Genomic DNA, 21,758 nt, shown 5'->3' with positions numbered 1-21,758 from the left:
AGTTAGTCACGCCGCGCTCAATCGGCAAGACCGGGCACGTCATCGTGCCGGCGATCACAAGGGAGACAGGCCATGATGCCAGTTCGCCGCGACCTGCGTTTCAATCTGCCGCCGGAACGCGCGTGCGATTGGCACGCGCAAGGCTCGCACGTCACGCACTTTTTCAATGCGCTTTCGCTGCTGTTTCCGGCCGGCGAGCGCTTCTTCATGGATTCCGTGCGCAACTATCGCGACCGGATCGACGACCCCAAGCTGAAGAAGCAGGTGCTCGGCTTCATCGGCCAGGAAGCGATGCATACGCGCGAGCACATCGAGTACAACGACCTGCTGCAACAGGCGGGACTGCCCGCGCACAAGCTCGACAAGCGGCTGTGGTGGCTGCTCAATCTATTCCGCAAGGTACTGCCCGATTCGTATCAGCTCGCGATCACGGTCTGCCTCGAACACTACACGGCGATGCTGGCCGGTCTGCTGCTCGAAGACTCGACGCGCATCGCCGGCTCGGTCGAAGGCTATACGCAGATGTGGACCTGGCACGCGCTCGAGGAAACCGAGCACAAGTCCGTTTCGTACGACGTCTGGAATACGGTGCTCAAACCCGGCCTCGGGCGCTACCTGCTGCGCACCGGCACGATGCTCGCCACCACGCTGACGTTCTGGCTCATCGTGTTCGACTACAACGTGCGGCTCATCGTCGCCGATCGCAAGCGCGGCGGACACCTGCGCGGCATGTGGCGTCTCACGAAGTACCTGTACGGTCCGCGCCATGGCGTGTTTGCACGCATCGCCGGCGAATGGCTGAGCTTTTTCCGGCCCGGCTTCCATCCGTGGGATCACGACAACCGCTCGCAACTCGCGCGGATCGACGGGCTCGTCGCCGCCGTCGAAGCGACCAACGCGCACTCGCCGGTCAGGCGTAATGCGCCGCGCCGCGGCGTGCGGGCGGCCGCGTGATACGCGAGACGCTGTCGGTCGATGCCGGCGACGTGCAGCTCGCGGTCTACGTCAGCGGACCGCGCAACGCCACGCCGATCGTGCTCGTGCACGGCTATCCCGATTCGGCCGCGGTGTGGGAACCGGTGCGCGCGCAACTCGAGGCGCGCTATCGGGTGATCGCCTACGACGTGCGCGGCGCAGGCGCGTCCGGCACCCCCGCCACGCGCGCTGCGTACCGGCTCGAACGTCTTGCCGCCGATCTCGCCGCGGTTGCCGATGCAACCTGCGGTGCTCAGCCGTTTCACCTCGTCGGTCACGACTGGGGGTCGATTCAAAGCTGGGAAGCGGTCACCGATCCGGCGTTCAAGGGCCGTATTGCATCGTATACATCGATCTCGGGACCGTGCCTCGATCACGCCTCGCTCGATTTGCGCGGCGGTGGCGCGGAGCGTACGGCACGCGCAACGCACGCAACGCACGCAACGCACGCAACGCACGCAACGGCAGAGCGCAAAACGCGGCGCCCGTTCGGCAGCGGCGTGCGGCAAGCGCTGAAATCCTGGTACATCTTCTTCTTTCATCTGCCGTGGCTGCCGGAACTCGTGTGGCGCATGGGCGGCGCATACGCGTGGCCGCTATGGCTGCGTGCGACCGAGCACGTACGCACGGCTCGCGATCCCGCGCAGAAGCGCAACGCGATCAACGGCCTCAATCTTTATCGCGCGAATTTCATCGACACACTGCTGCGGCCGCGCGCACGTCACGCGCATGCGCCGGTACAGTTCATCGTGCCGCTGCGCGACCGCTATGTCGGACCGGCGTTATCGCTGGGACTCGAAGGATGGCTCGGCGCCTACGAACGCACCGAGATCGACGCGAGCCACTGGGTCGTGCTGCGCGATCCCGCATTGATCGCGGCGCATGTCGCGCGGTTTGTCGACGCACGGCCAATACAGGCGGCGGATGAAAACGCCGCAAGCATAATCGCAACGGCAGCCACAACTACAAGCACAACGACAGCCGGCACAACGCTCAACGCGCGCGCGGCAAGCGCGTAAACAACGTCGGATAGTCGATCACGAGGCCATCGCGATCGACCCGCATATCCGCGGTGAAGTCGCGGAATAGGCCTTCATAGCGATACTCGCGATCCGGCTCGATGCACGTATACGCCTGCTCGGCGCGCGTGACCTGCAACTCCGGCGTCGAGACATACGCGACCTCGATCGGCCGGCGCTCGCCTTTGGCCAGTTTGAGCCGGCGAATCGGCAGCGTGTTCGTCAACGGCGTCGCGGCAATATCGATGTCGATGCAGCCTTCGAGCGCGCCCAACGTCAGACCATGTCCGTCGTGCCAGCGCCCCGCGCCGTCGCCGTGCAATTCCAGTTCGCCGCCGCCGACGATCTTCAGCCACGCATGGCGCGTGCGCCACTGCGTATCGCAGCGCACCCTGTAATGCAGCCCATACGTCTTGCCGTAGCGCTGCCCGACGACGACACTCTCGACCGCGAAGCCGTCGTCGCGCGCATCGAACATCAGATGTTCGATGCCGTCGCCCTCTTCCGAGGCCCACCGTAGTTCACGCATCGCCTGTCTCCTCGCGAAACGGCGCGGCGCGCGCCGGTTGTTTATCGTAGCGCGAAAGCGGATCGGGCACGACGTGGAAAGCCTCGCGCACAAATAGCCACTATCAACGCACAGCGATGCCTCATGCGGGGTCGCCGGACTATACTCGCGGTTTGCCGTGATTCCTCAACCACGCCCGTCCCCGATGCATACCGTCGCGCCATCTCCTTCGTTCGGCGCCCCGCTGCGCACGCTGCTGCGCAGCTTCGGGCAGATCGTGCTGCAAGCGAATGCGTTCACCGGCGCCTGCCTGATCGCCGCGTGGCTGCTGGCGGACCCGCGCCTCGCATGCGCGGCGCTGCTAGGTGCAAGCGCGGCCAACGTGAGCGCCGTGCTCGCCGGCCATCCCGCACCCGACACGAGCGCCGGCCTGCATGGCTTCAATGGCGCACTCGCGGGGCTCGCCGCTTTCAGTTTCATCGCCGATCCGGCAACTGCGGCGGCGGTTGCGATTCTTGCCGCGACCGGCACCGCGTGGCTTTCGCAACCGTGGTCGCGATGGCTGCGCGCGCGGGGGCTCGGCTGCTTGTCGAGCCCGTGCCTGATCGTCACATGGCTATGGCTGCCGTTTATCGCGGACGGCACGCGGCACGCGAGCCCGCCGCCCGTTCATCCCCTCGATGCACTGCGTTTCTGCACCGGCGTGCTCGCCGGTTTCGCGCAAACCGGTTTTGCGTCGGGTGCATTGGCGGGTGTGTGCGTGCTGCTCGGCATCGCCGCCGCTTCACGCCGGCACGCGCTGTATGCGCTCGTCGGCGCGGGCTTCGCGAGCGCCGCACCTCTGCTGCCCGGCACCGACGCCGCTTCATTCGACGCCGGCCTGTCGGGCTTCAACGGCATACTCACCGCACTCGCGCTGTGCGATGCCGGCTTCGCGCCGATGCTCGGCGGCGTCGCGATGTCGGTGCTGCTGCAAGCGGCGGCCGCGCATGCCGGCTGGCCGGTCATGACGGCGCCGTTCGTGCTCGCGACGTGGAGCGTTCAGTGGCTCAAGCGCGGTCTCGCCCGCACATCGCCGTGAGAGCCGTTATCGGCGCAGGGGCGAGAACACGCGCCGCGCCCGCCCCGCGCATTGCCGCGCATCGCCACAAGCCGGCATTGTGCGGTAGCATCGCAAGCCGGTTCGCGCATGCCGCGGCCGCGCATTTCAGCCCCCTCCCGCGAGGGATCGGAGTCAGCCATGTCGTTCACCCACTCCCCCGCCGGCCGCATCGCCGAATCCGGCCCGCTCTCGCTGGCGGAACAGCAGACCCGCGTCGATCTTGCCGCCGCCTACCGGCTTGCCGCCCTCAACGGCTGGGACGATCTGATCTACACGCATATTTCCGCGAGCGTGCCCGGCGAGCCTGGCCACTTCCTGATCAATCCGTTCGGGCTCGCATTCGATGAGGTGTGCGCGTCGAATCTCGTGAAGATCGATATCGCGGGCAATATCGTCGGCGCAAGCGAGCATCCGGTGAATGCGACCGGCTTCGCGCTGCATGCTGCCGTACACGCGGCGCGCGCCGAGGCGTTCTGCGTCATGCATCTGCACAACACCGCGGGCGTCGCGGTATCGGCGCAACCGGCCGGCCTGCTGCCGGCGTCGCAACACGCGCTGCGTTTTTACGGGCAGCTCGCTTACCACGACTACGAAGGGCTCGCGTTCACGCCCGCCGAAGGCGAGCGTCTCGTCGCGCATCTCGCCGACAAACCCGCGATGCTGCTGCGCAATCACGGCACGCTGACGCTCGGCCGTACGGTCGCCGAAGCCTATGTGCTGATGGCGACGCTCATCAAGGCCTGCGAGATCCAGCTGCAGGCGCAAACAGGCGGCGCGCCGCTGGTGGTGCCGAACGAGGCGATCGCCGCGCGCACGGCGGAGCAGCTCTACGACGGCGGCGCGATCGAAGGCGCACTCGAATGGCCCGCGCTGCTGCGCAAGCTCGACCGGCTCGATCGCGGCTATCGCGACTAGCGGCGCGGCCGGATGCACGAGCGGATGCGCACCACCTGCTTCATTTCACTCTCGACCACCTTTCCCAACGGAGTCATGCCATGCCCACGTTTCATATCGAACTCTTCGAAGGCCGCACGCTGGAACAGAAACGCCAGTTCGTCGAAGCGATCACCCAGGCGACCTGCGAATCGCTCGGCGTCGAGCCGAACTCGGTCGACATCATCCTCACCGAAGTGAAGCGCGAAAACTGGGCAACGGGGGGACGTTTGTGGTCGGAGACCGAGGCCTGAGCAGCCTGGAAGCGATGGCGTCACGCCGAAGGCGCGACGTCGCCGAATTGAAGCGCGAAAGCGAAGCCAGCCAGGACCAGCTAGACCCGCGCGCGCACCAACAGGAAAAATCCGGGAAAAAAACCGGCCGCGCAAAAAAAACTGCGCGCCAAAGGCGCGCAGCAACATGGTCTGGTAAGGCGTTAAAAAACACGCTTACCGTGGCGGCAAAACAACATCGCCGCCACGTTTTCAGTAACTACTTAGAAACGGTGAACCATGCCGACGCCAACAGCAACCTGGCTGCGCGACGATGCCGGAGCACCGTTCTGAGCGTCGCCGATGCTTGCGGTTGCGTCGATGATCGTCTTGCCGTTGCCTGCCAGCGTCTGGCCGTTAGCACGCTGATAAGCTTCCAGCGCGTACAGACCCGTACGCTTCGACAGCGTGTAGTACTGCGACAGGTTGAACTGGTTGTAGCTGGCCGTGTTCGAGATGCCGTTCGACGACGTTGCACGGGTGTAGCTATAGCCAGCGCCCAGGTCCAGCACCGAGATCGGCTTCCAGTGCAGCACTGCGCCACCGGTGTTCCAGATCTGCGTGCCGTGGAACAGCGACGCCTGACCCGCAGCGTATTGAACGTTCGAGTAAGCGAACGACACGTCCCACTGCGAGTTGAATGCGTAGCCGCCCGTCACTGCAACGCGCTGCTGCTTCGCTGCCGACTGGAAGCCGTTGTTGATCGCCGACACGGCCGTTTGCGCGCCGTTGTTCGACATCGTGGAGTTCCACGCCGGGTTCGCGACGGTTGCCGCGTTGTCGATGCGCTGGATACCGGCTGCGATACCGAACGGGCCATGCAGGTACTGTGCCGCCACGCTCCAGGTCTGACCTGCGGCGAAGCTGCCCGGATTGCCGCCCAGCGAGTACGAACCGCTGACCGTCAGGCCCGAGAAGTTCGGCGACGTGTAGACGAGCGAGTTGTTCGCGCGGTACAGCGTATCCAGAGAGTCGATATCACCCGGGTGCGCGCCGTATGCGCCCGTCAGCCAGTTGGTCGGGCTGTACGTCGACAGCAGCGTGTAGTACGACGTGTACTGGCGACCAGCCGTCAGCGTACCGAACTGAGCGTTCGTCATACCGACCCATGCCTGGCGGCTGAACATCAGGCCCGACGTGCTTTCTGCGCCGGTTGCGCTGTTAAAGCCTTCTTCCAACTGGAAAATGGCCTTGGTGCCGCCGCCCAGATCTTCCGAACCCTTCAGGCCGAAACGGCTGCCGGCCCAGATGCCGTTGATCATCTTGACTTGCGAACGGCCACCCGGCGACGGCTTCGCGCCGGAACTCAGCGTCGTGGAACTGTTCTGCCAGCCCAACCCCGTATCGACGATACCGTACAACGTTACGCTGCTTTGAGCATGCGCACCCAGGGCGACCAACCCCAAGGCCGAAGTGACGAGTGCCTTCTTCATTTTTACTCCTCTGTTAGAAACTTTCTTGTGCGGCCTGGGCCAAGCGCCGCTGAGTGTGGAAAAGCGGATTGTTTTGATCAGAACACCGGGTGGCCATTGATCAGACTTGGCAACCAGGTCGAGAACCAGGGAACGTAGGTAACGATATTGATGGCCGAGAAGATAGCGAGGTAATACGGCCACGCCACCTTAGTAGTTTCACCAATCGACACATTGCCAATCGCGCATCCGATGAACTGCACCGAGCCGATCGGCGGATGCACGAGACCCAATGCGCAGTTCAACAGGATCATGATGCCGAACTGCACCGGACCCACGCCGTTGTGCATCGCCATCGGCAGGAACAGCGGCGTCGTGATCAGGATGTGCGCCGCCATGTCGACGAAGGTCCCGAGGAACACCTGGATCACGTTGATGTACAGCAGCATCAGCCACGGCAGCGAGGTCGCGCCGTCGAGCATGCGCTCGATCGCATCCGGAATCTCCAGATAGGCCATCTGGAAGCGCAGCATGTTCGACACGCCGATCAGCAGCAGCACCACGCCCGTCGTCTTCGCGGCCTTGCCGAGCGCGTGAGCGAGCTTGCTGAGCGTCATCGAGCGGTACACGACGATGGTCAGCACAAGCGAGTACCCGACGGCAATCGCGGCGGCTTCCGTCGCGGTGGCGATACCGCGCGCCACGCAGAACAGGATGATCGCGATCACCATCAGACCCGGCACCGCGCCGATGAAGGTGCGCAGCACCGCCATCCAGCCCGGGAAGCGCTGCAGTTCAGTCGAGCCGTCGGGGCGGCGCGGATAGCCGTACTTGACGGCCTGCCAGTACGCGGCGATCAGCACGAGGCCCATCACCCACAGCACCGGCAACAGACCCGAGAACAGCAGATCGCCGATCGACACGCCGCTCATGCGCTGCCCGTGCAGCACGCCGCTCACGCCTTGCGCCGCGAACGCGTAGATGATCATGTTGGTCGAGGTCGGCATCAACGCGCCGGCCAGCGACGAGTGCGTCGTCACGTTGACCGCGTAAGCCGCGCTATAACCTTCGCGCTTCATCATCGGAATGACCACGCCGCCCATCGCGGAGGTGTCCGCGGTCGGCGAACCCGACACGCCGCCGAACAGCGTGCAGGCGACCACGTTGGCCATGCCGAGACCGCCGCGGAAATGACCGACGGTGGCTTGCGCGAAGCGCAGGATGCGGTCGGCGATACCACCGTGCAGCATCAGCTCGCCCGAGAAGATGAAGAACGGCACGGCGAGGAACGAGAACGCGTTCATCCCCGAGATCATGCCCTGCATCGCGGTCGCCGCCGGCAGACCTTCATACAGGTACGTCAGCACGCACGACAGCCCCAGTGCAAACGAAACCGGAACCCCGAGAAAGAGGAAAACGAGAAAACTAACGGTAAGAAGGGTAAGTTCCATGATTGTTCTACTTTTGCTTCCTGGCGAAGAGCTCGAGCAGGTGCTCGGCCGAGAACATCGCGATGCAGACGCTCGCGACAACCGGAATGCAGTAACGCAGCCCTTCTGGCAAGCCGATAATCGGAATGCGGTCTTGCATCGTGGTTTCCGCCATTTCCAGACAACCGAAAAAAACAGCCACGGCGAAAGCGATCAGGCAAAGATGCTGGATGCCCGTCACGATCGCCTGGCCTTTCGGCGGCAAGCGCCGCACGAACGAGTCGAGTCCGATGTGGCCGCCGTCGCGCACCTTGAGCGCGGCGCCGAACATCGCAATCACGATGACGAGCAGCAGCGCGATCGGCTCGACGAAATCCGGCGCGTCGGCAAAGACGTAGCGCATTACCACGCCATAAATCACGAGCAGACACAGCGAGGCGAGCGCGAGCGACGCTACTGCCTGCAGCACGTGGAAAAGAAAATCATTTGGGCGTTTTAGAAAACTCATTGACCCTGTCCTTCTTACGACCAATCTGTCTTGAAAATGCAGCAGACGTCTGCGGCCGCAACCGCCGTGCACGGCACGCGCCAGACACAGCGCGGCGCAAAGCCCGCGGGCTCTCCCGCGGGACGCTTCACGCCGCCCTGCCATAAACGTTGCCGATACGGGTTGCGTCCGGGACGCGAGACTTACTTGATGGCCTGGATTTCGTCGACGATCTGCTTCATTTGCGGGGTCTTCTCGTACTTCGCCCACACCGGCTGCATCGCCTTCACGAAAGCCGCGCGGTCGATCTGCGAAGCGGGGATGATCGTCGCGCCGCCTTGCGTGACCGTCTTCTGTGCGTCGGCTTCACGCGCGGTCCACAGCTTCACGTAGTAAGGCACCGAGTCGACCGCCGCCTTCTTGATGATCTGCTGTTCCTGCGGGCTCAGCGTGTCCCACACCTTCTTCGAGAACACCACCACTTCCGGCGTCATCGAGTGCTCGGTCTCCGAGAAGACGTTCGCCACTTCGTAGTGCTTGGTTTCTTCGTACGACGGCAGGTTGTTTTCCGCGCCGTCGACGAGGCCGGTCTTCAGGCCCGTATAGACTTCGGCGAACGGCATCGGGGTCGGCGTGCCGCCCATTGCCTTGATTTCGTCGACCATCAGGTCCGACGGCTGCACGCGCACCTTCACGCCCTTCATGTCGGCCGGCGACTTGATCGGCTTCTTCGCGTACATCGAGCGTGCGCCGCTTTCATAGAACGTCAGCGCGATCATGCCCTTCGCCGCGAACGCGTCGAGAATCTTCTGGCCTTCCGGGCCGTACATCACCTTGCGGAAATGGTCGATGTCGCGGAACAGGAACGGCAGCGACGGAATCATCGATTCCGGCACGATTTCGTTGAACGCCGCGCCGTTGATACGCGCCATGTCGAGCGCGCCGATGCGGAGCTGGTCGACCGTGTCGTTTTCGGAACCGAGTGCGCTGTTGCCGAAGACCTTGATCGAGTCCTTGCCGTTGGTCGCCTTGCTGATCTCGTCGCCCATATACTTCACGGCCATGTTGGTCGGGAAGGTGTCGCCGTGCACGTCCGCCGAGCGGAACACGCGCGCTTCAGCCGACATCGTGCTGAACGCCAGCGCCGCGGCGGCGACGATCATCGGAACACGGGAAGAGGCAAACTTCTTGTTCATCGTGACATTCCTTAAAAATTGACCATCCCATCGAATGCGGATGTGACATGGTTTTAATGCGTCTCCGGCTATGCGCTCGCCCCTCGCAGATGCGGGCGCCTGCCGTACTGGCTGTGCAACGATCCCCGGCACAGGTGGCCCAGCACTCCATTGACAACTCGACTTCCTTGCTTCCATCGCGTCGGCACGCTTTCGAACTTGCGCGAACCAGGCTGCTGTTCACCCGAAAGCCGCCGTGTTGAGTACGACAGCCCGGCTTTCGTAGAAAGCCATTTGTTTGGGCTTATATGTTGTACGACGACATACGAAGTCTATAAAAGCGTTTTTGACTTGTACAGACGGTATTTACCCGCACAAATAAGCGATGCGGTAGCAATGACCGGTGCGGTATGGCACCGAGGTCCGTGCCAGATGGCACGGTGCGGAGGCAGGATCGGCGGGGGTCTCGCGAAGCGCTGGTTTTTTTATGGACGAAACACGGGGAGCTGCGTGGTCTCCACGCCACATGTTGTACGATGAGTGACAAATAAAAGGCAGGACAAACAACTCTTCAAATAAAAAGCGCCGGGAGAAGCACTTCGTCCCGGCGCTTTCTGCGTGCAAGCCTGATTACAGCCGGCCCGCGAATTCCGGCTCGGGCAGCCCGCTCACGCCGGGCCGCACCGCGAACACATGGCCGTCGTGCTCGGTCGCGCCGGTGCCGGGGCGAATCGACGTGACGAACAGCGTGTCGAGCTCGCGGCCGCCGAACGCGCACATGGCCGGCTTGACGGCCGGCACCGCGATCTGCCGGTCGAGCTTGCCTTGCGGCGTGAAACGCAGCAGCAGGCCGGCGTCGTTGGCGCAGATCCAGTAGCAGCCGTCGGCGTCCACCGCCGCGCCGTCGGGACGGCCCGTATGGTGGTTCAGATCGGCGAACACGCGCCGGTTGCGCGGCTCGCCCGTCTCGACGTCGTAGTCGAACGCCCAGATCAGCCGGCGCAGCGGATGCGAATCCGACAGATACATCGTCGTGCCGTCCGGCGACCATGCGAGGCCGTTCTGCGTAATCAGCGCGTCGACGACCGGCGCGGACAGCACGCCGTCCGCGTCGAAGCGGTACAGCGCGCCGTCCGGAATCGCCGCGGCCATGTCCATGACCATCGTGCCGGACCAGAAGCGCCCTTGCCGATCGCAGCGGCCGTCGTTGAAACGCATGCCGGCGCGCGGAAATACCGGCGCCGCGAGCTTGCGGAGCGTCGCCGTCAGCGGCTCGCCGCCCGGCGTGGCCGATACCGCCGGCGCATCGCCCAGCGTCACCGCGAACAGCCCCGTCTCGCAGCCGGCGAGCACCGTGCCGTCACGGTCGAACGCGATACAGGCGGCCTGCTCCGGCATCAGCCATTCGTTGCGCTCGCCGGTCTCGACGCGCGCCCGCACGATCTTCTTCGCCGGAATGTCGACCCAGTAGAGCGCCTGCTCCGCCGCGCGCCAGACCGGGCTTTCGCCCGTCGCCGCGGGCAGCGGCCCGGCGGCTTCGAGCCGCTCCACCTTCGGATTGGCCGTCGCGCTCATTATTGCGCCTCGCCCTTCGGCTCCATCGGTCCGGCCAGCACGAACGGACCGCCCTGGAACTGCTGGGTCGGATCGTCGAAGCGAGTGTCGGGCGCGCCGGCCGGGAACAGGTGCTCGAACTGCTGCGAGCTGTCCTGCGGACGGAAGCCGAGGAACGCGGCCTTGGTGTTGTCCACCCACGAGATGCGGTTGTTCGACACGCCATAGGCGATCGCATGGCCGACGCGGTTCGTGAACAGCGAGCAGCGCACGAGTTCGATGAAGTCGCGGTAGCTCAGGTAGGTGACGAGCATGCGCGCGTTCTTCGGCTGCTCGAACGACGAGCCGATGCGCAGGCAGACGGTTTCGAGGCCGAAGCGGTCGAAGTAGTAGCGCGACAGCGCTTCGCCGAAGCACTTGGTCACGCCGTACATGCCGTCCGGACGCAGCGGCGCGTCGAGGTCGACGACCGAGGTCACCGGATGGAAGCCCACCGCATGGTTCGAGCTGGCGTAGATGACGCGCTTCACGCCGTGCTTCTGCGCGGCCGAGTAGAGGTTGTACAGGCCGCGGATGTTCGCTTCGATCAGGTCCTCGAACGGCGCTTCGACGGAAATGCCGCCGAGATGCACGACCGCGTCCACGCCTTCGAGCAGCGCGTGAACCGCGGCTTTGTCGGCGAGGTCGACGACGGCGGCTTCCTCGTGGGCGGCGACTTCGCCGAGCGGCGCGATGTCGGACACGCGCACGATGTCGGCCCATTCGGCGAGCGCGGGACGCAGCTGCTTGCCGAGATTGCCCGCGGCGCCGGTGAGGAGCAGACGGCGGAAGGGTTTCTTTGCCGCGGAGCGGTCAACGTTCGAATCGGTCATGTCTTTTTGTTGGTGTGAGTGCGATCAGATCAGCCCGTGGGATGCGAGCGAATCGGTTGAACTGGAGACAGGGGAAGGCCGGCGCAACCGGCGCCCCCCCGACGAAGCCAGCGGGTAAGCGGATTATCAGGTCACCGGCGCCGGGTTGAACAGCGTCAACGCATTGTGCAGCCCGAGCTTCTCCGCGCAGGTCTCCTTGCGCCCGCTCGCGACTTCGAGCATCAGACGGAACAGTTCCCAGCCCACCTCTTCGATGGTCGAGGCGCCGGTGGCGATCGTGCCGGCGTTGATGTCCATCAGGTCATGCCAGCGGCGCGCGAGGTCCGAGCGCGTCGCGACCTTGATGACCGGCACTTCGGCGAGGCTGTACGGCGTGCCGCGGCCGGTCGTGAAGACGTGCAGCGTGATGCCCGAGGCGACCTGCAGCGTGCCGCAGATGAAGTCGCTGGCCGGCGTCGCCGCGTAGATCAGGCCCTTCTGGCGCACCTTCTCGCCCGGCGACAGCACGCCGGAGATGGCCGAATTGCCCGACTTGATGATCGAGCCCATCGCCTTTTCGACGATGTTCGACAGGCCGCCCTTCTTGTTGCCGGGCGTGGTGTTCGCGCTGCGGTCGGCGCCGCCGCGCTTCAGGTAATCGTCGTACCACTGCATTTCGCGGATGATCGCCGCGGCGACGTCCGCGTTGGCCGCGCGCGCGGTCAGCTGATCGACGCCGTCGCGCACCTCGGTGACTTCGGAGAACATCACGGTCGCGCCGGCGCGCACCAGCAGGTCGGTCGCGAAACCGACGGCCGGGTTCGCGGTCAGGCCCGAGAACGCGTCGCTGCCGCCGCACTGCACGCCGATCACGAGATCGGAGGCCGGGCAGGTTTCGCGGCGGCGGTTGTTCAGGCGCTTCAGGTGGCCCTCGGCCATGCGCATGATCGACTCGATCATCGACTGGAAGCCGACGTGCGACTCGTCCTGCAGCACCACGACGTCGCCGTTCTGGTCGAGCGCGACGTCGCCGACGTCGGCCACGTCATCCACCACCGCGGCCGCCGCGATCGGAATCGTGCCCGGCGGCATCAGGCGCTCGGGCTGCAGCTTTTCGCAGCCGAGGCTCACCATCATCACTTCGCCACCGAAGTTCGGGTTCAGCGCGATATTGCGCACGGTGCGGATCGGCACCATCGCGTCGGGCGCGTCGATCGCGACGCCGCAGCCGTAGGTGTGGCCGAGGCTCACCACGTCGTCGACGTTCGGGTATTTCGGCAGCAGCTCGGCCTTGATGCGCGTGACCGCGTGCTGTACCACGTCGGCCACGCACTGCACGGTGGTCGTGATCGCGAGGATGTTGCGCGTGCCGACCGAACCGTCCGCGTTGCGGTAGCCCTCGAACGTGTAGCCGTCGAGCGGCGGCATGTCCGGCGCTTTGGTCGTGGCGATCGGCAGGTCTTCGAGCCCCGGCGGGCTCGGCATGCGGATCACGTGCTCGTTGATCCAGCTGCCCTTCGGCAGCGGCTTCAGCGCATAGCCGATCACCACGTTGTAGCGGACCACCTCGGCGCCCTCGGCCAGATCGGCCAGCGCGACCTTGTGGCCCTGCGGCACGCGCTCGAGCAGCTTGAGGCCATCGGGGAATACCGCGCCCTCGCCCAGGCCGCCGTCGTTGACGACGATCGCGACGTTGTCGTTGGGGTGAACGCGTATGTAGAGCGGAGTTTGTTCCATTGCATCGATCCTTTAGGCGTTATTCAGGCGCCGTCCAGGCGCCGTCGGCCTGCTGCGCCAGCCATTCATACGTCATCCTACAACATGAAACTTTGCCTGAATGTTCCGTATTTACCCTATGGCGTGCATTATGCCGTGAAAACCCCGTTGAGTTACCGGATTTGTTGTTGTACGATGACGTATAAGAAATCGACGTTCCAATGAATTTCTACAAGCACGGGTCCGGGTCCGCTGACCGACCCGACTACCGATCGACTCATCCCGACGCCTGGATACTCAAATGACGACACCGCAGGAACTCAAGCAGATCGTTTCGGAAGGCCTTCTCTCCTTCCCGGTCACCGACTTCGACGAACAGGGCGAATTCCGCGCCGACACTTACGCCGAGCGCCTCGAATGGCTCGCGCCGTACGGCGCGTCGGCGCTGTTCGTGGCCGGCGGCACCGGTGAATTCTTCTCGCTGACGCACGACGACTACTCGAAGGTCGTGCGCACCGCCACCGAAGTCTGCAAGGGCAAGGTGCCGATCCTCGCCGGTGCGGGCGGCCCGACCCGCGTGGCGATCGCCTACGCGCAGGAAGCCGAGCGCCACGGCGCGCACGGCATCCTGCTGATGCCGCACTACCTGACCGAAGCGAGCCAGGAAGGCATCGCGGCGCACGCCGAGGAAGTCTGCAAGGCCGTGCCGAACATGGGCGTGATCATCTACAACCGCGCGAATTCGAAGCTCAACGCCGACATGCTCGAGCGCCTCGCCGACAGCTGCCCGAACCTGATCGGCTTCAAGGACGGCGTGGGCGAGATCGAAAACATGGTGACGATCCGCCGCCGCCTCGGCGAGCGCTTCTCGTACCTCGGCGGCCTGCCGACCGCTGAAGTCTACGCTGCCGCCTACAAGGCGCTCGGCGTGCCGGTCTACTCGTCGGCCGTGTTCAACTTCATCCCGAAGACGGCAATGGAGTTCTACCGCGCGATCGCCGCCGACGACCACGCCACGGTCGGCAAGCTGATCGACGAATTCTTCCTGCCGTACCTGAAGATCCGCAACCGCCGCGCCGGCTACGCAGTCAGCATCGTCAAGGCGGGCGCGAAGCTGGTCGGCCACAGCGCGGGTCCGGTGCGCGCACCGCTGACCGATCTGACGCCGGAAGAAATGGAACAGCTCGACGCGCTGATCAAGAAGCTCGGACCGCAGTAAGGCACCGGCCTCACGGCTTGCGCAACGTTCGCGGCCGTACGACAGGGAGCGCTCGCCGCGCTCCCGTCACGAGCGCCCGGCACGGCAACGTCGCCGGGCGCTTCTGTTTCTGGCTACCGGTAAGCCAGCGCACCCGAAGGCCGCCCGCAGGCCGGAAACAATTCAGGAGACGACCATGAACACGAGCCGCGCGGCCAGTCCCGCCAACCCCGCCAGCACCGCGGCGCGCACGAAAGTCCGCTACGCGATCCTGCTGCTGATCTTTCTGATCACCACGCTCAATTACGCCGACCGCGCGACGCTGTCCATCACCGGCTCCGCGATGCGCGCCGCGTTCAGCCTCGACGCGATCCGCATGGGCTACATCTTCTCCGCGTTCAGCTGGGCCTATGTGCTGTCGCAACTGCCGGCCGGCTGGCTGCTCGACCGCTTCGGCGCGCGCCGCGTGTACGCGGCGAGCATTTTTTCGTGGTCGCTGTTCACGCTGCTGCAAAGCTCGATCGGCCTGCTCGGCAGCGCCGGCGCGGCAGTTTCCGCGCTGTTCGTGCTGCGCTTCGTGATGGGTGCGGCGGAATCGCCGGCGTTTCCGGCCAACGCCAAGGTCGTCGCAAGCTGGTTTCCGACCAACGAGCGCGGCACCGCCTCGGCCATTTTTAACGCTGCGCAATACTTTGCCGCGGTCGTGTTCACGCCGCTGATGGCCTGGCTCACCCACGTGTTCGGCTGGCAGGCGGTCTACGTCGTGATGGGCGTGATCGGGCTGCTGCTCGCGCTGACGTGGCTGAAGTTCATGAAGAATCCCGCCGACCATCCGCGCGTGTCGCGTGCCGAGCTCGAATACATCGAGCAAGGCGGCGGCCTCGTCAACGGCGCACGCAAGGCAAGCCCCGCAGACGTCGCGCCGTCCGGCGGCCTCGCGCTCGTGCGCCAGCTGCTCGGCAACCGCATGCTGCTCGGCGTCTACCTCGCGCAGTACTGCATCAACGTGCTGACCTACTTCTTCCTGACCTGGTTTCCGATCTACCTCGTGCAGGCGCGCGGCATGACGATCCTGCACGCGGGGCTCGTCGCCTCGCTGCCGGCAATCTGCGGCTTTTCGGGCGGCGTGCTCGGCGGCGTCATCTCGGACGGGCTGATCCGGCGCGGCTGTTCGCTCACGGTCGCACGCAAGGTGCCGATCGTCGGCGGCATGCTGCTGTCGACCTGCATCATCGGCTGCAACTATGTCTCGACCGACTGGATCGTGGTCGCGCTGATGTCGCTCGCGTTCTTCGGCAAGGGCATCGGCGCGCTCGGCTGGGCCGTGGTCGCCGATACGTCGCCGAAGGAAGCGCTCGGCCTGTCGGGCGCGATCTTCAACATGTTCGGCAACGTCGCGGGCATCGTCACGCCGATCGTGATCGGCTACCTCGTCGCGCGCACTGGCTCGTTCAACGGCGCGCTGGTGTTCGTCGGCGCGAACGCGCTGCTGACGGTGTTCAGCTACCTCGTGATCGTGAAGGACATCCGGCGCGTCGAGCTGCACACGGCGGCCTGAACGGCACGCAAAAGCCGGCACCGCGCGCGGCGGTCGTCTTGCGGCTGGGGTTTTCGGGCCTCGGCGCAACGGCCTCCGCCGCGTTTACAGCAGTTATCGTACTTCCGCCCGCCCGGCGGGCGGCGCCCTGCCCCGTATCCGGGCGCGGCGTGCGCCGATCGATCGGCAGACGTCGCCGATATCGACGACAACTTCGCCGAAACCGATCCGGCGCTTATATAATCAGTCGTCAGACGACGGTATAATTAAATTGCAACTTTCCGATCAGGGGGCGTTTTCGATGGCTACACCACTGGCATCCGCGGCACCGCCACGACGCGCTCGCAATCTTGCCGAGTTCGTCGTCAATTATGTTACCGAGCAGATTGCGACCAACGCACTGAAGCCCGGCGACAAACTCCCGACCGAATCGCAGCTGATGAGCACGCTCAGCGTGAGCCGCACCGTGATTCGCGAGGCCATTTCACGCCTGCAGGCGGGCAAGATCATCGAGACGCGCCACGGCATCGGCAGCTTCGTGCTCGAGCCGCCGCGCGAAAAGCTCGGCATCGACATGGTGCCCGCCACGACGCTGCGCGACGTGCTCTCCATTCTCGAACTGCGCATCAGCCTCGAAACCGAATGCGCGGGTCTCGCGGCGCAACGCGCCAATCCGGACGACCTCGCGCGCATGCGCGCCGCGCTCGACGCGATCGAAGCGACGCGTCACAACGGGCTCGACAGCGTCGACGCCGATCTGCAATTCCATATCTCGGTGGCACGCGCGACGGGCAACCGCTATTTCGTCGACATCCTCTCGCAGATGGGCAGCGCGCTGATTCCGCGCAACCGGCTCGACTCGGCCGGCATTGCGCGCGCCGATCCGGATTCGTACCTGTCGCTCGTCAATCTCGAACACGAGAGCATTCTCGAAGCGATCTCGCGGCACGACGCGGAAGGGGCGCGCGCGGCGATGCGCATGCATCTGTCGAATAGCCGCGAGCGGCTGCGTCGCGCGAACGAAGTGAGCGACGCGAATAGCTGACGTTGCGGGTTCTGACGCCGTAGGCGAAAAAAATGGCCGGGATTTTCCCGGCCATTTTTTTCGTCCTGCTTTTGCGTTCCGCCTGCTTTTGCGTTCCGCCTGCTGCCGCGCTGTTTGCTGCCGCGACTCGCCCGGTTCTCGCCCGATTCTTTCCTCACTCTCGCCCCATTCGGCGCCCTGCCCAGGCGGAGTCCGCCCAGGCAGGCACATCAGAGGCCAGTCAGATCAGCAACTCGGGCCAACCTCACGCACTCAACCGCGCGTGAGCTCGCCATCGCGACGGCGCCACAGCTCCAGCGGATTGCCGTCGGCCAGCGTTTGCGGCAACAGTTCGGCCGGGAAGTCCTGGTAGCACACCGGGCGCAGGAAGCGGTCGATAGACGTCGTACCTACCGACGTCGCGCGGCTGTCCGAAGTTGCCGGGAACGGGCCGCCGTGCACCATCGCGTGACACACTTCGACACCGGTCGGGAAACCGTTGACCAGAATCCGGCCGGCCTTGCGTTCGAGGATCGGCACAAGCTTCTTTGCCGCCGCCACGTCGGCGCTGTCCATTTGCAGCGTCGCGGTCAGCTGACCCGCGAAGTGCTCAGCCACCTGCAGCAGTTCCTGCTCGTCCTTGCAGCGGATGATCGTCGACACCGGGCCGAACACTTCGTCTTCGAGCGCCGGGTTCGACAGGAACGTCTGCGCGTCGGTCACGAACAGCGCCGCACAAGCCTGGGTCGGGCCGGTTGCCGCGACGCCGCGCGCCACGACTTCGACACCCCGGGTTGCAGCCAGCTTGCTTTCGCCGTCTTCGTACGCGGCGTGGATGCCCGAGGTCAGCATGGTCTGCGCCGGCTTGGCGGCGAGCGCTTCCGACGCGGTGGCGACGAAGCTTTTCAGCGCGTCGCTGTCGATCGCGATTGCGAGGCCCGGGTTCGTGCAGAACTGGCCCGCGCCGAGCACGAGCGAGTCGACGAAACCGCGCGCGATGCTGTCGCCGCGTGCGGCCAGCGCGCTCGGCATCAGGAACACCGGGTTGATGCTGCTCATTTCGGCATAGACCGGGATCGGCTCGGGGCGCGCCGCCGCGACGCGCATCAGCGAGGTGCCGCCCGCGCGCGAACCGGTGAAGCCGACCGCCTTGATGGCCGGATGCGCGACCAGCGCCTCGCCGACCGAGTTACCCGCGCCGACGATCATCGAGAACACGCCTTCCGGCAGGTCCATTTCCTGCGCGACGCGCTGGATCACGCGGCCGACCAGCTCCGACGTGCCGAGGTGCGCGCGGTGCGCCTTGACGACGACCGGGCAGCCGGCGGCCAGTGCCGCGGCGGTGTCGCCGCCGGCCACCGAGAATGCGAGCGGGAAGTTGCTCGCGCCGAACACGGCGACCGGGCCGAGCGCGATCTTCTGCATGCGCAGATCCGAGCGCGGCAGCGGCTTGCGCTCCGGCAGCGGCGAGTCGAGCGTGGCGGTGAGCCACTGGCCCGCGCGCACGGTCTGCGCGAACAGCTTGAGCTGGCCCGTGGTGCGACCGCGTTCGCCTTCGAGACGCGCCTTCGGCAGGCCCGATTCAGCCATCGCGCGCTCGATCAGCTCGTCGCCGAGCGCGGTGATGCCATCGGCGATACGCTCGAGAAACTCGGCGCGCACCGTCAGCGGCAATTGACGGTAGGCGTCGAACGCCGCGCGCGCGAGTTCGCACGCGGCGTCGACGTTCGCCACGGTGCCGCTGCCGAACACCGGCTCGGCAATCTCGGAACCCGTGGCGGGATTGAATGCGCGCAGCGCTTTTTCGCTGCCGCGCACGGCTTGGCGACCGATCAGCATTTCACCGGTAATAGGCATTTGGGTTTTCCTTAAATGACGACTAAAGATATAGGTCATCCTACAACATTGCAGGGGCTACACGCAACCCGAATCGCCTGTTGGACGGGGTATTCGGGTTTACGTGGCCGTTACAAGAACAGATAGCGGTGCTAATCTTCCCAAAGATGTACGACGACTTATAACTTCGCGTTTCGCCGTCGTGGCCGTGTTTTCCGGTGCGCTTCCCGGCGCGCCGCCCGCATCGTCGCCGCTTTTTCCCGATCCATCGCAGTTCGAGGAGATACCGCATGTCCGCCGTCACGCCTTATCAGTCCCTGCCCAACCGCTTCCGACACGCGGTGCGCGGCGGAGAAACCCAGATCGGCTGCTGGGCGTCGCTCGCCAGCCCGATCGCCACCGAACTGCTGGGCACGGTCGGCTTCGACTGGATGCTGCTGGATGCCGAGCACGCCCCCAACGACGTGCTCACGCTGATTCCGCAGCTGATGGCGCTCAAGGACAGCGGCAGCGCGCCGGTCGTGCGGCCGCCGGCCAACGACAGCGTCATCATCAAGCGCTTTCTCGACAGCGGCTTCTCGAACTTCCTCGTGCCGTTCGTCGACAGCGCCGACGACGCCGCGCGCGCCGTCGCCTCGACGCGCTACCCGCCGCAGGGCATCCGCGGCGTGTCGGTCGGCCACCGCGGCAACCGCTACGGCACGGTCGCCGATTATTTCGCCATCGCCAACGAGAACGTCTGCGTGATCCCGCAGATCGAAAGCCGCAAGTCGGTCGAGGCGATCGACCGCATTCTCGCCGTGGACGGCATCGACGCGGTCTTCGTCGGCCCGTCCGATCTCGCGGCCTCGTACGGCCATCTCGGCAACGCGAACCACCCCGACGTGCAGCAGGCCATCGCGCACGTATTCGAGCGCGCGCAGGCGGCCGGCAAATCGAGCGGCATCCTCGCGCCCGTGCAGGTGGATGCGGAACGCTATCTGTCGATGGGCGCGCGCATCATCGCGGTCTGCGCGGACCTCGGGCTGCTCAAGAGCGCCGCGCAGTCGGTTCAGAAGCACTTCATGCAGAAACCGGCGGGGCAGGCTTGAGCGCCGCCGCCACGACATCTCCGGAGCATTCCATGAAAAAAGCAGGCTTTATCGGACTCGGCATCATGGGCAAGCCCATGGCCGCCAACCTTCTGAAGAACGGCGTGCCGCTCGCCGCGTTCACGCGCAGCGGCGTGCCCGGCGAGCTGACCCAGGCCGGCGCCGTCGCGTGCGACAGCCCGGCCGCGGTGGCCGCGCAGGCCGACGTGATCTTCGTGATGGTGCCGGACACGCCCGACGTCGAACGCGTGCTGTTCGGCGAACAGGGGCTCGCTAACGGGCTGCGTGCGGGCCAGATCGTGGTCGACATGAGCTCGATCTCGCCGATGGCGACGCGCGATTTCGCGGCACGCGTGCGCGAGCGCGGCGCCGACTACCTCGACGCGCCGGTCTCGGGCGGCGAAGTGGGCGCGAAGGCCGGTTCGCTGACGATCATGGTCGGCGGCGAGCAGAGCACGTTCGACACCGTCAAGCCGCTCTTCGACATGATGGGCAAGAACGTCACGCTGATCGGCGCGGTCGGCGCGGGCCAGGTGTGCAAGGTCGCGAACCAGGTGATCGTCGCGGCGACCATCGAGGCCGTGGGCGAGGCGCTGCTGCTCGCGTCGAAGGCCGGCGTCGATCCGGCGCGCGTGCGCGAGGCGCTGATGGGCGGCTTCGCGTCGTCGCGTATTCTCGAAGTGCATGGCGAGCGCATGACGAAGCGCACCTTCGATCCGGGCTTCCGCATCGAGCTGCACCAGAAGGACCTGAACCTCGCGCTATCGACCGCGCAGGCGCTCGGCGTGTCGCTGCCGAACACGGCGACCTGCCAGGCGCTCTTCAACGCATGCGTTGCGCACGGCGGCAAGGCGTGGGACCACTCGGCGATGGTGCGTGCGCTCGAAGTGCTCGCGAATCACGAGATCGGGCAGACGCCGGCGTAATTTCGGACGGTGTGGTTTCGTTTGGTGTGATTTCGTTTCATGCGCGGTTGGGTGCGCGGTTGGCTGTTATGCCGCTGCGTTCGCTCCTGGTTGCAGATGGGGGTGGCGCGGCGGCTTTTGTTCGTTTGCGGCAGCGCCGTTTTGGGCTGAATCAGGCCCGCTTTGCCCAGTAATGCCGCCAGAGCCTGATAATGATGATATACGCGAAAATCGTAACGATTAATTCAATAATCACCATAACCGGGACATAGAGGTCCTCAGGGTCACGAATACCAAACCGCTCAGAAACGGAGAACCAGAAATCCAACTGGCTCTCAGTCATCGGCAATGGGTAGGTGTGAACATAGCGAACAGAGAGAAGAAACAATCCGATAAACAACACCACCTTAAAAAATCTACGGACAAGTGGCACCATTCGCTATTACCTCGATGGTTCCATATGCGCGAATCCCTGAATTACGAGCAGGGATGGTGAACGTGTGCAGGAGTGCGCGCCTCAAAGGTTCGTTATAGATAATAAATTTTCCATGCAATGCCACTCCCTGCCCTCCTCGACCGGCAATTAATTGTTGAATTATTCATCTGAAATCTAGAGCGTGTTAGGCACTTTGTGCCAAACCTGGTAACCTGGCGCAATGCCAGAACGCAAACCGTACCCAACAGATGTATCGGACGAGGAGTGGAGCTTTGCCGCTCCGTACCTCGTCCTGAT

Annotated in this window: 20 protein-coding genes; 10 read left to right on the top strand and 10 right to left on the bottom strand. The window is 64.8% G+C overall.

What is annotated here, in order from left to right; genetic code table 11:
• The first annotated feature begins 72 nt into the window (after positions 1 to 72).
• Both F3J19_RS30220 and F3J19_RS30215 read left to right on the top strand, forming a co-directional pair.
• A complete protein-coding gene (locus F3J19_RS30220; protein WP_167049805.1) occupies positions 73 to 954 on the top strand; it encodes a metal-dependent hydrolase in 882 nt (293 codons plus the stop codon).
• Positions 951 to 1,994 carry an alpha/beta fold hydrolase gene (locus F3J19_RS30215; protein WP_167049803.1) on the top strand — a complete coding sequence of 348 codons (1,044 nt, stop codon included), beginning with the start codon at positions 951 to 953 and terminating at the stop codon, positions 1,992 to 1,994. Before F3J19_RS30220 ends, F3J19_RS30215 begins: the two co-directional genes overlap by 4 nt.
• Here the strand turns inward: F3J19_RS30215 and F3J19_RS30210 are convergent.
• A complete protein-coding gene (locus F3J19_RS30210) occupies positions 1,969 to 2,523 on the bottom strand; it encodes a putative glycolipid-binding domain-containing protein (RefSeq protein WP_167049801.1) in 555 nt (184 codons plus the stop codon). The two genes, F3J19_RS30215 and F3J19_RS30210, sit on opposite strands and share 26 nt — an antisense overlap.
• Positions 2,524 to 2,707: 184 nt before the next feature.
• Here F3J19_RS30210 and F3J19_RS30205 point away from each other — a divergent pair, with 184 nt between their 5' ends.
• From F3J19_RS30205 to F3J19_RS33035, 3 genes are all read left to right on the top strand, one after another.
• On the top strand, positions 2,708 to 3,583 hold the full coding sequence (locus F3J19_RS30205) for an urea transporter (protein ID WP_167049799.1): 876 nt from the start codon (positions 2,708 to 2,710) through the stop codon (positions 3,581 to 3,583).
• 159 nt (positions 3,584 to 3,742) lie between these two features.
• Entirely contained in the window at positions 3,743 to 4,519 is a 777-nt protein-coding gene (locus F3J19_RS30200; protein ID WP_167049797.1) for a class II aldolase/adducin family protein, read from the top strand.
• Positions 4,465 to 4,791: a 4-oxalocrotonate tautomerase gene (locus F3J19_RS33035; RefSeq protein WP_275692086.1), complete on the top strand. Its 327-nt coding sequence runs from the start codon at positions 4,465 to 4,467 to the stop codon at positions 4,789 to 4,791. Before F3J19_RS30200 ends, F3J19_RS33035 begins: the two co-directional genes overlap by 55 nt.
• Before the next feature lie 242 nt (positions 4,792 to 5,033).
• Here F3J19_RS33035 and F3J19_RS30190 read toward each other — a convergent pair whose 3' ends face one another.
• From F3J19_RS30190 to garD, 7 genes are all read right to left on the bottom strand, one after another.
• Complete coding sequence (locus F3J19_RS30190) at positions 5,034 to 6,242, bottom strand: porin (protein WP_167049793.1); 1,209 nt, start codon at positions 6,240 to 6,242, stop codon at positions 5,034 to 5,036.
• A 77-nt stretch (positions 6,243 to 6,319) separates the two neighbouring features.
• Complete coding sequence (locus F3J19_RS30185; RefSeq protein ID WP_167049791.1) at positions 6,320 to 7,672, bottom strand: TRAP transporter large permease; 1,353 nt, start codon at positions 7,670 to 7,672, stop codon at positions 6,320 to 6,322.
• A gap of 7 nt (positions 7,673 to 7,679) precedes the next feature.
• Positions 7,680 to 8,159, bottom strand: a complete 480-nt coding sequence (locus tag F3J19_RS30180) for a TRAP transporter small permease (RefSeq protein WP_167049857.1) — start codon at positions 8,157 to 8,159, stop codon at positions 7,680 to 7,682.
• 182 nt (positions 8,160 to 8,341) lie between these two features.
• Positions 8,342 to 9,334, bottom strand: coding sequence for a TRAP transporter substrate-binding protein (locus F3J19_RS30175; protein WP_167049789.1), 993 nt, complete (start codon positions 9,332 to 9,334; stop codon positions 8,342 to 8,344).
• A gap of 609 nt (positions 9,335 to 9,943) precedes the next feature.
• The gene (locus F3J19_RS30170) at positions 9,944 to 10,888 is read right to left on the bottom strand and encodes an SMP-30/gluconolactonase/LRE family protein (protein ID WP_167049787.1); all 945 of its coding nucleotides are present in this window, start codon (positions 10,886 to 10,888) and stop codon (positions 9,944 to 9,946) included.
• On the bottom strand, positions 10,888 to 11,739 hold the full coding sequence (locus F3J19_RS30165) for an NAD(P)-dependent oxidoreductase (RefSeq protein WP_167049785.1): 852 nt from the start codon (positions 11,737 to 11,739) through the stop codon (positions 10,888 to 10,890). Before F3J19_RS30165 ends, F3J19_RS30170 begins: the two co-directional genes overlap by 1 nt.
• Before the next feature lie 126 nt (positions 11,740 to 11,865).
• Positions 11,866 to 13,455 carry a galactarate dehydratase gene (garD, locus tag F3J19_RS30160; protein ID WP_167049783.1) on the bottom strand — a complete coding sequence of 530 codons (1,590 nt, stop codon included), beginning with the start codon at positions 13,453 to 13,455 and terminating at the stop codon, positions 11,866 to 11,868.
• 280 nt (positions 13,456 to 13,735) lie between these two features.
• On the opposite strand from garD, the gene kdgD reads away from it, so the two are divergent.
• The 3 genes from kdgD (at position 13,736) to F3J19_RS30145 (ending at position 17,214) form a co-directional block, all read left to right on the top strand.
• Positions 13,736 to 14,653 (top strand): 5-dehydro-4-deoxyglucarate dehydratase, encoded by a 918-nt coding sequence (gene kdgD, locus F3J19_RS30155; protein ID WP_167049781.1) that lies wholly within the window; start codon positions 13,736 to 13,738, stop codon positions 14,651 to 14,653.
• A gap of 175 nt (positions 14,654 to 14,828) precedes the next feature.
• Positions 14,829 to 16,190 (top strand): MFS transporter, encoded by a 1,362-nt coding sequence (locus F3J19_RS30150; RefSeq protein ID WP_167049779.1) that lies wholly within the window; start codon positions 14,829 to 14,831, stop codon positions 16,188 to 16,190.
• Positions 16,191 to 16,470: 280 nt separating this feature from the next.
• Positions 16,471 to 17,214 carry a FadR/GntR family transcriptional regulator gene (locus tag F3J19_RS30145; RefSeq protein WP_167049777.1) on the top strand — a complete coding sequence of 248 codons (744 nt, stop codon included), beginning with the start codon at positions 16,471 to 16,473 and terminating at the stop codon, positions 17,212 to 17,214.
• Between the two features lie 252 nt (positions 17,215 to 17,466).
• On the opposite strand, the gene F3J19_RS30140 is transcribed toward F3J19_RS30145, so the two are convergent.
• On the bottom strand, positions 17,467 to 19,050 hold the full coding sequence (locus F3J19_RS30140) for an aldehyde dehydrogenase (NADP(+)) (RefSeq protein ID WP_167049775.1): 1,584 nt from the start codon (positions 19,048 to 19,050) through the stop codon (positions 17,467 to 17,469).
• Positions 19,051 to 19,319: 269 nt separating this feature from the next.
• Here F3J19_RS30140 and garL point away from each other — a divergent pair, with 269 nt between their 5' ends.
• Together garL and F3J19_RS30130 are read left to right on the top strand one after the other, a co-directional pair.
• On the top strand, positions 19,320 to 20,120 hold the full coding sequence (gene garL, locus F3J19_RS30135; protein ID WP_167049773.1) for a 2-dehydro-3-deoxyglucarate aldolase: 801 nt from the start codon (positions 19,320 to 19,322) through the stop codon (positions 20,118 to 20,120).
• The gene (locus tag F3J19_RS30130) at positions 20,117 to 21,046 is read left to right on the top strand and encodes a 2-hydroxy-3-oxopropionate reductase (RefSeq protein WP_275692085.1); all 930 of its coding nucleotides are present in this window, start codon (positions 20,117 to 20,119) and stop codon (positions 21,044 to 21,046) included. Before garL ends, F3J19_RS30130 begins: the two co-directional genes overlap by 4 nt.
• Before the next feature lie 151 nt (positions 21,047 to 21,197).
• Here the strand turns inward: F3J19_RS30130 and F3J19_RS30125 are convergent, their stop codons facing one another.
• The gene (locus tag F3J19_RS30125) at positions 21,198 to 21,461 is read right to left on the bottom strand and encodes a hypothetical protein (protein ID WP_167049769.1); all 264 of its coding nucleotides are present in this window, start codon (positions 21,459 to 21,461) and stop codon (positions 21,198 to 21,200) included.
• Positions 21,462 to 21,758 lie beyond the last annotated feature (297 nt).

Source organism: Burkholderia sp. Ax-1724, from assembly GCF_011752995.1.
Lineage (GTDB): Bacteria > Pseudomonadota > Gammaproteobacteria > Burkholderiales > Burkholderiaceae > Paraburkholderia.
The sequence above is the reverse complement of the archived record's forward strand: the minus strand, read 5'-3'. Positions and strand labels throughout refer to the sequence as shown.

Excerpts from the sequence above, each read along its gene's own strand:
- F3J19_RS30220 (WP_167049805.1), top strand. The coding sequence starts at position 73 with ATGATGCCAGTTCGCCGCGACCTGCGTTTCAATCTGCCGCCGGAACGC.
- F3J19_RS30210 (WP_167049801.1), bottom strand. The coding sequence starts at position 2,523 with ATGCGTGAACTACGGTGGGCCTCGGAAGAGGGCGACGGCATCGAACAT.
- F3J19_RS30205 (WP_167049799.1), top strand. The coding sequence starts at position 2,708 with ATGCATACCGTCGCGCCATCTCCTTCGTTCGGCGCCCCGCTGCGCACG.
- F3J19_RS30200 (WP_167049797.1), top strand. The coding sequence starts at position 3,743 with ATGTCGTTCACCCACTCCCCCGCCGGCCGCATCGCCGAATCCGGCCCG.
- F3J19_RS33035 (WP_275692086.1), top strand. The coding sequence starts at position 4,465 with ATGGCCCGCGCTGCTGCGCAAGCTCGACCGGCTCGATCGCGGCTATCG.
- F3J19_RS30190 (WP_167049793.1), bottom strand. The coding sequence starts at position 6,242 with ATGAAGAAGGCACTCGTCACTTCGGCCTTGGGGTTGGTCGCCCTGGGT.
- F3J19_RS30185 (WP_167049791.1), bottom strand. The coding sequence starts at position 7,672 with ATGGAACTTACCCTTCTTACCGTTAGTTTTCTCGTTTTCCTCTTTCTC.
- F3J19_RS30180 (WP_167049857.1), bottom strand. The coding sequence starts at position 8,159 with ATGAGTTTTCTAAAACGCCCAAATGATTTTCTTTTCCACGTGCTGCAG.
- F3J19_RS30175 (WP_167049789.1), bottom strand. The coding sequence starts at position 9,334 with ATGAACAAGAAGTTTGCCTCTTCCCGTGTTCCGATGATCGTCGCCGCC.
- F3J19_RS30170 (WP_167049787.1), bottom strand. The coding sequence starts at position 10,888 with ATGAGCGCGACGGCCAATCCGAAGGTGGAGCGGCTCGAAGCCGCCGGG.
- F3J19_RS30165 (WP_167049785.1), bottom strand. The coding sequence starts at position 11,739 with ATGACCGATTCGAACGTTGACCGCTCCGCGGCAAAGAAACCCTTCCGC.
- garD (WP_167049783.1), bottom strand. The coding sequence starts at position 13,455 with ATGGAACAAACTCCGCTCTACATACGCGTTCACCCCAACGACAACGTC.
- kdgD (WP_167049781.1), top strand. The coding sequence starts at position 13,736 with ATGACGACACCGCAGGAACTCAAGCAGATCGTTTCGGAAGGCCTTCTC.
- F3J19_RS30150 (WP_167049779.1), top strand. The coding sequence starts at position 14,829 with ATGAACACGAGCCGCGCGGCCAGTCCCGCCAACCCCGCCAGCACCGCG.
- F3J19_RS30145 (WP_167049777.1), top strand. The coding sequence starts at position 16,471 with ATGGCTACACCACTGGCATCCGCGGCACCGCCACGACGCGCTCGCAAT.
- F3J19_RS30140 (WP_167049775.1), bottom strand. The coding sequence starts at position 19,050 with ATGCCTATTACCGGTGAAATGCTGATCGGTCGCCAAGCCGTGCGCGGC.
- garL (WP_167049773.1), top strand. The coding sequence starts at position 19,320 with ATGTCCGCCGTCACGCCTTATCAGTCCCTGCCCAACCGCTTCCGACAC.
- F3J19_RS30125 (WP_167049769.1), bottom strand. The coding sequence starts at position 21,461 with ATGGTGCCACTTGTCCGTAGATTTTTTAAGGTGGTGTTGTTTATCGGA.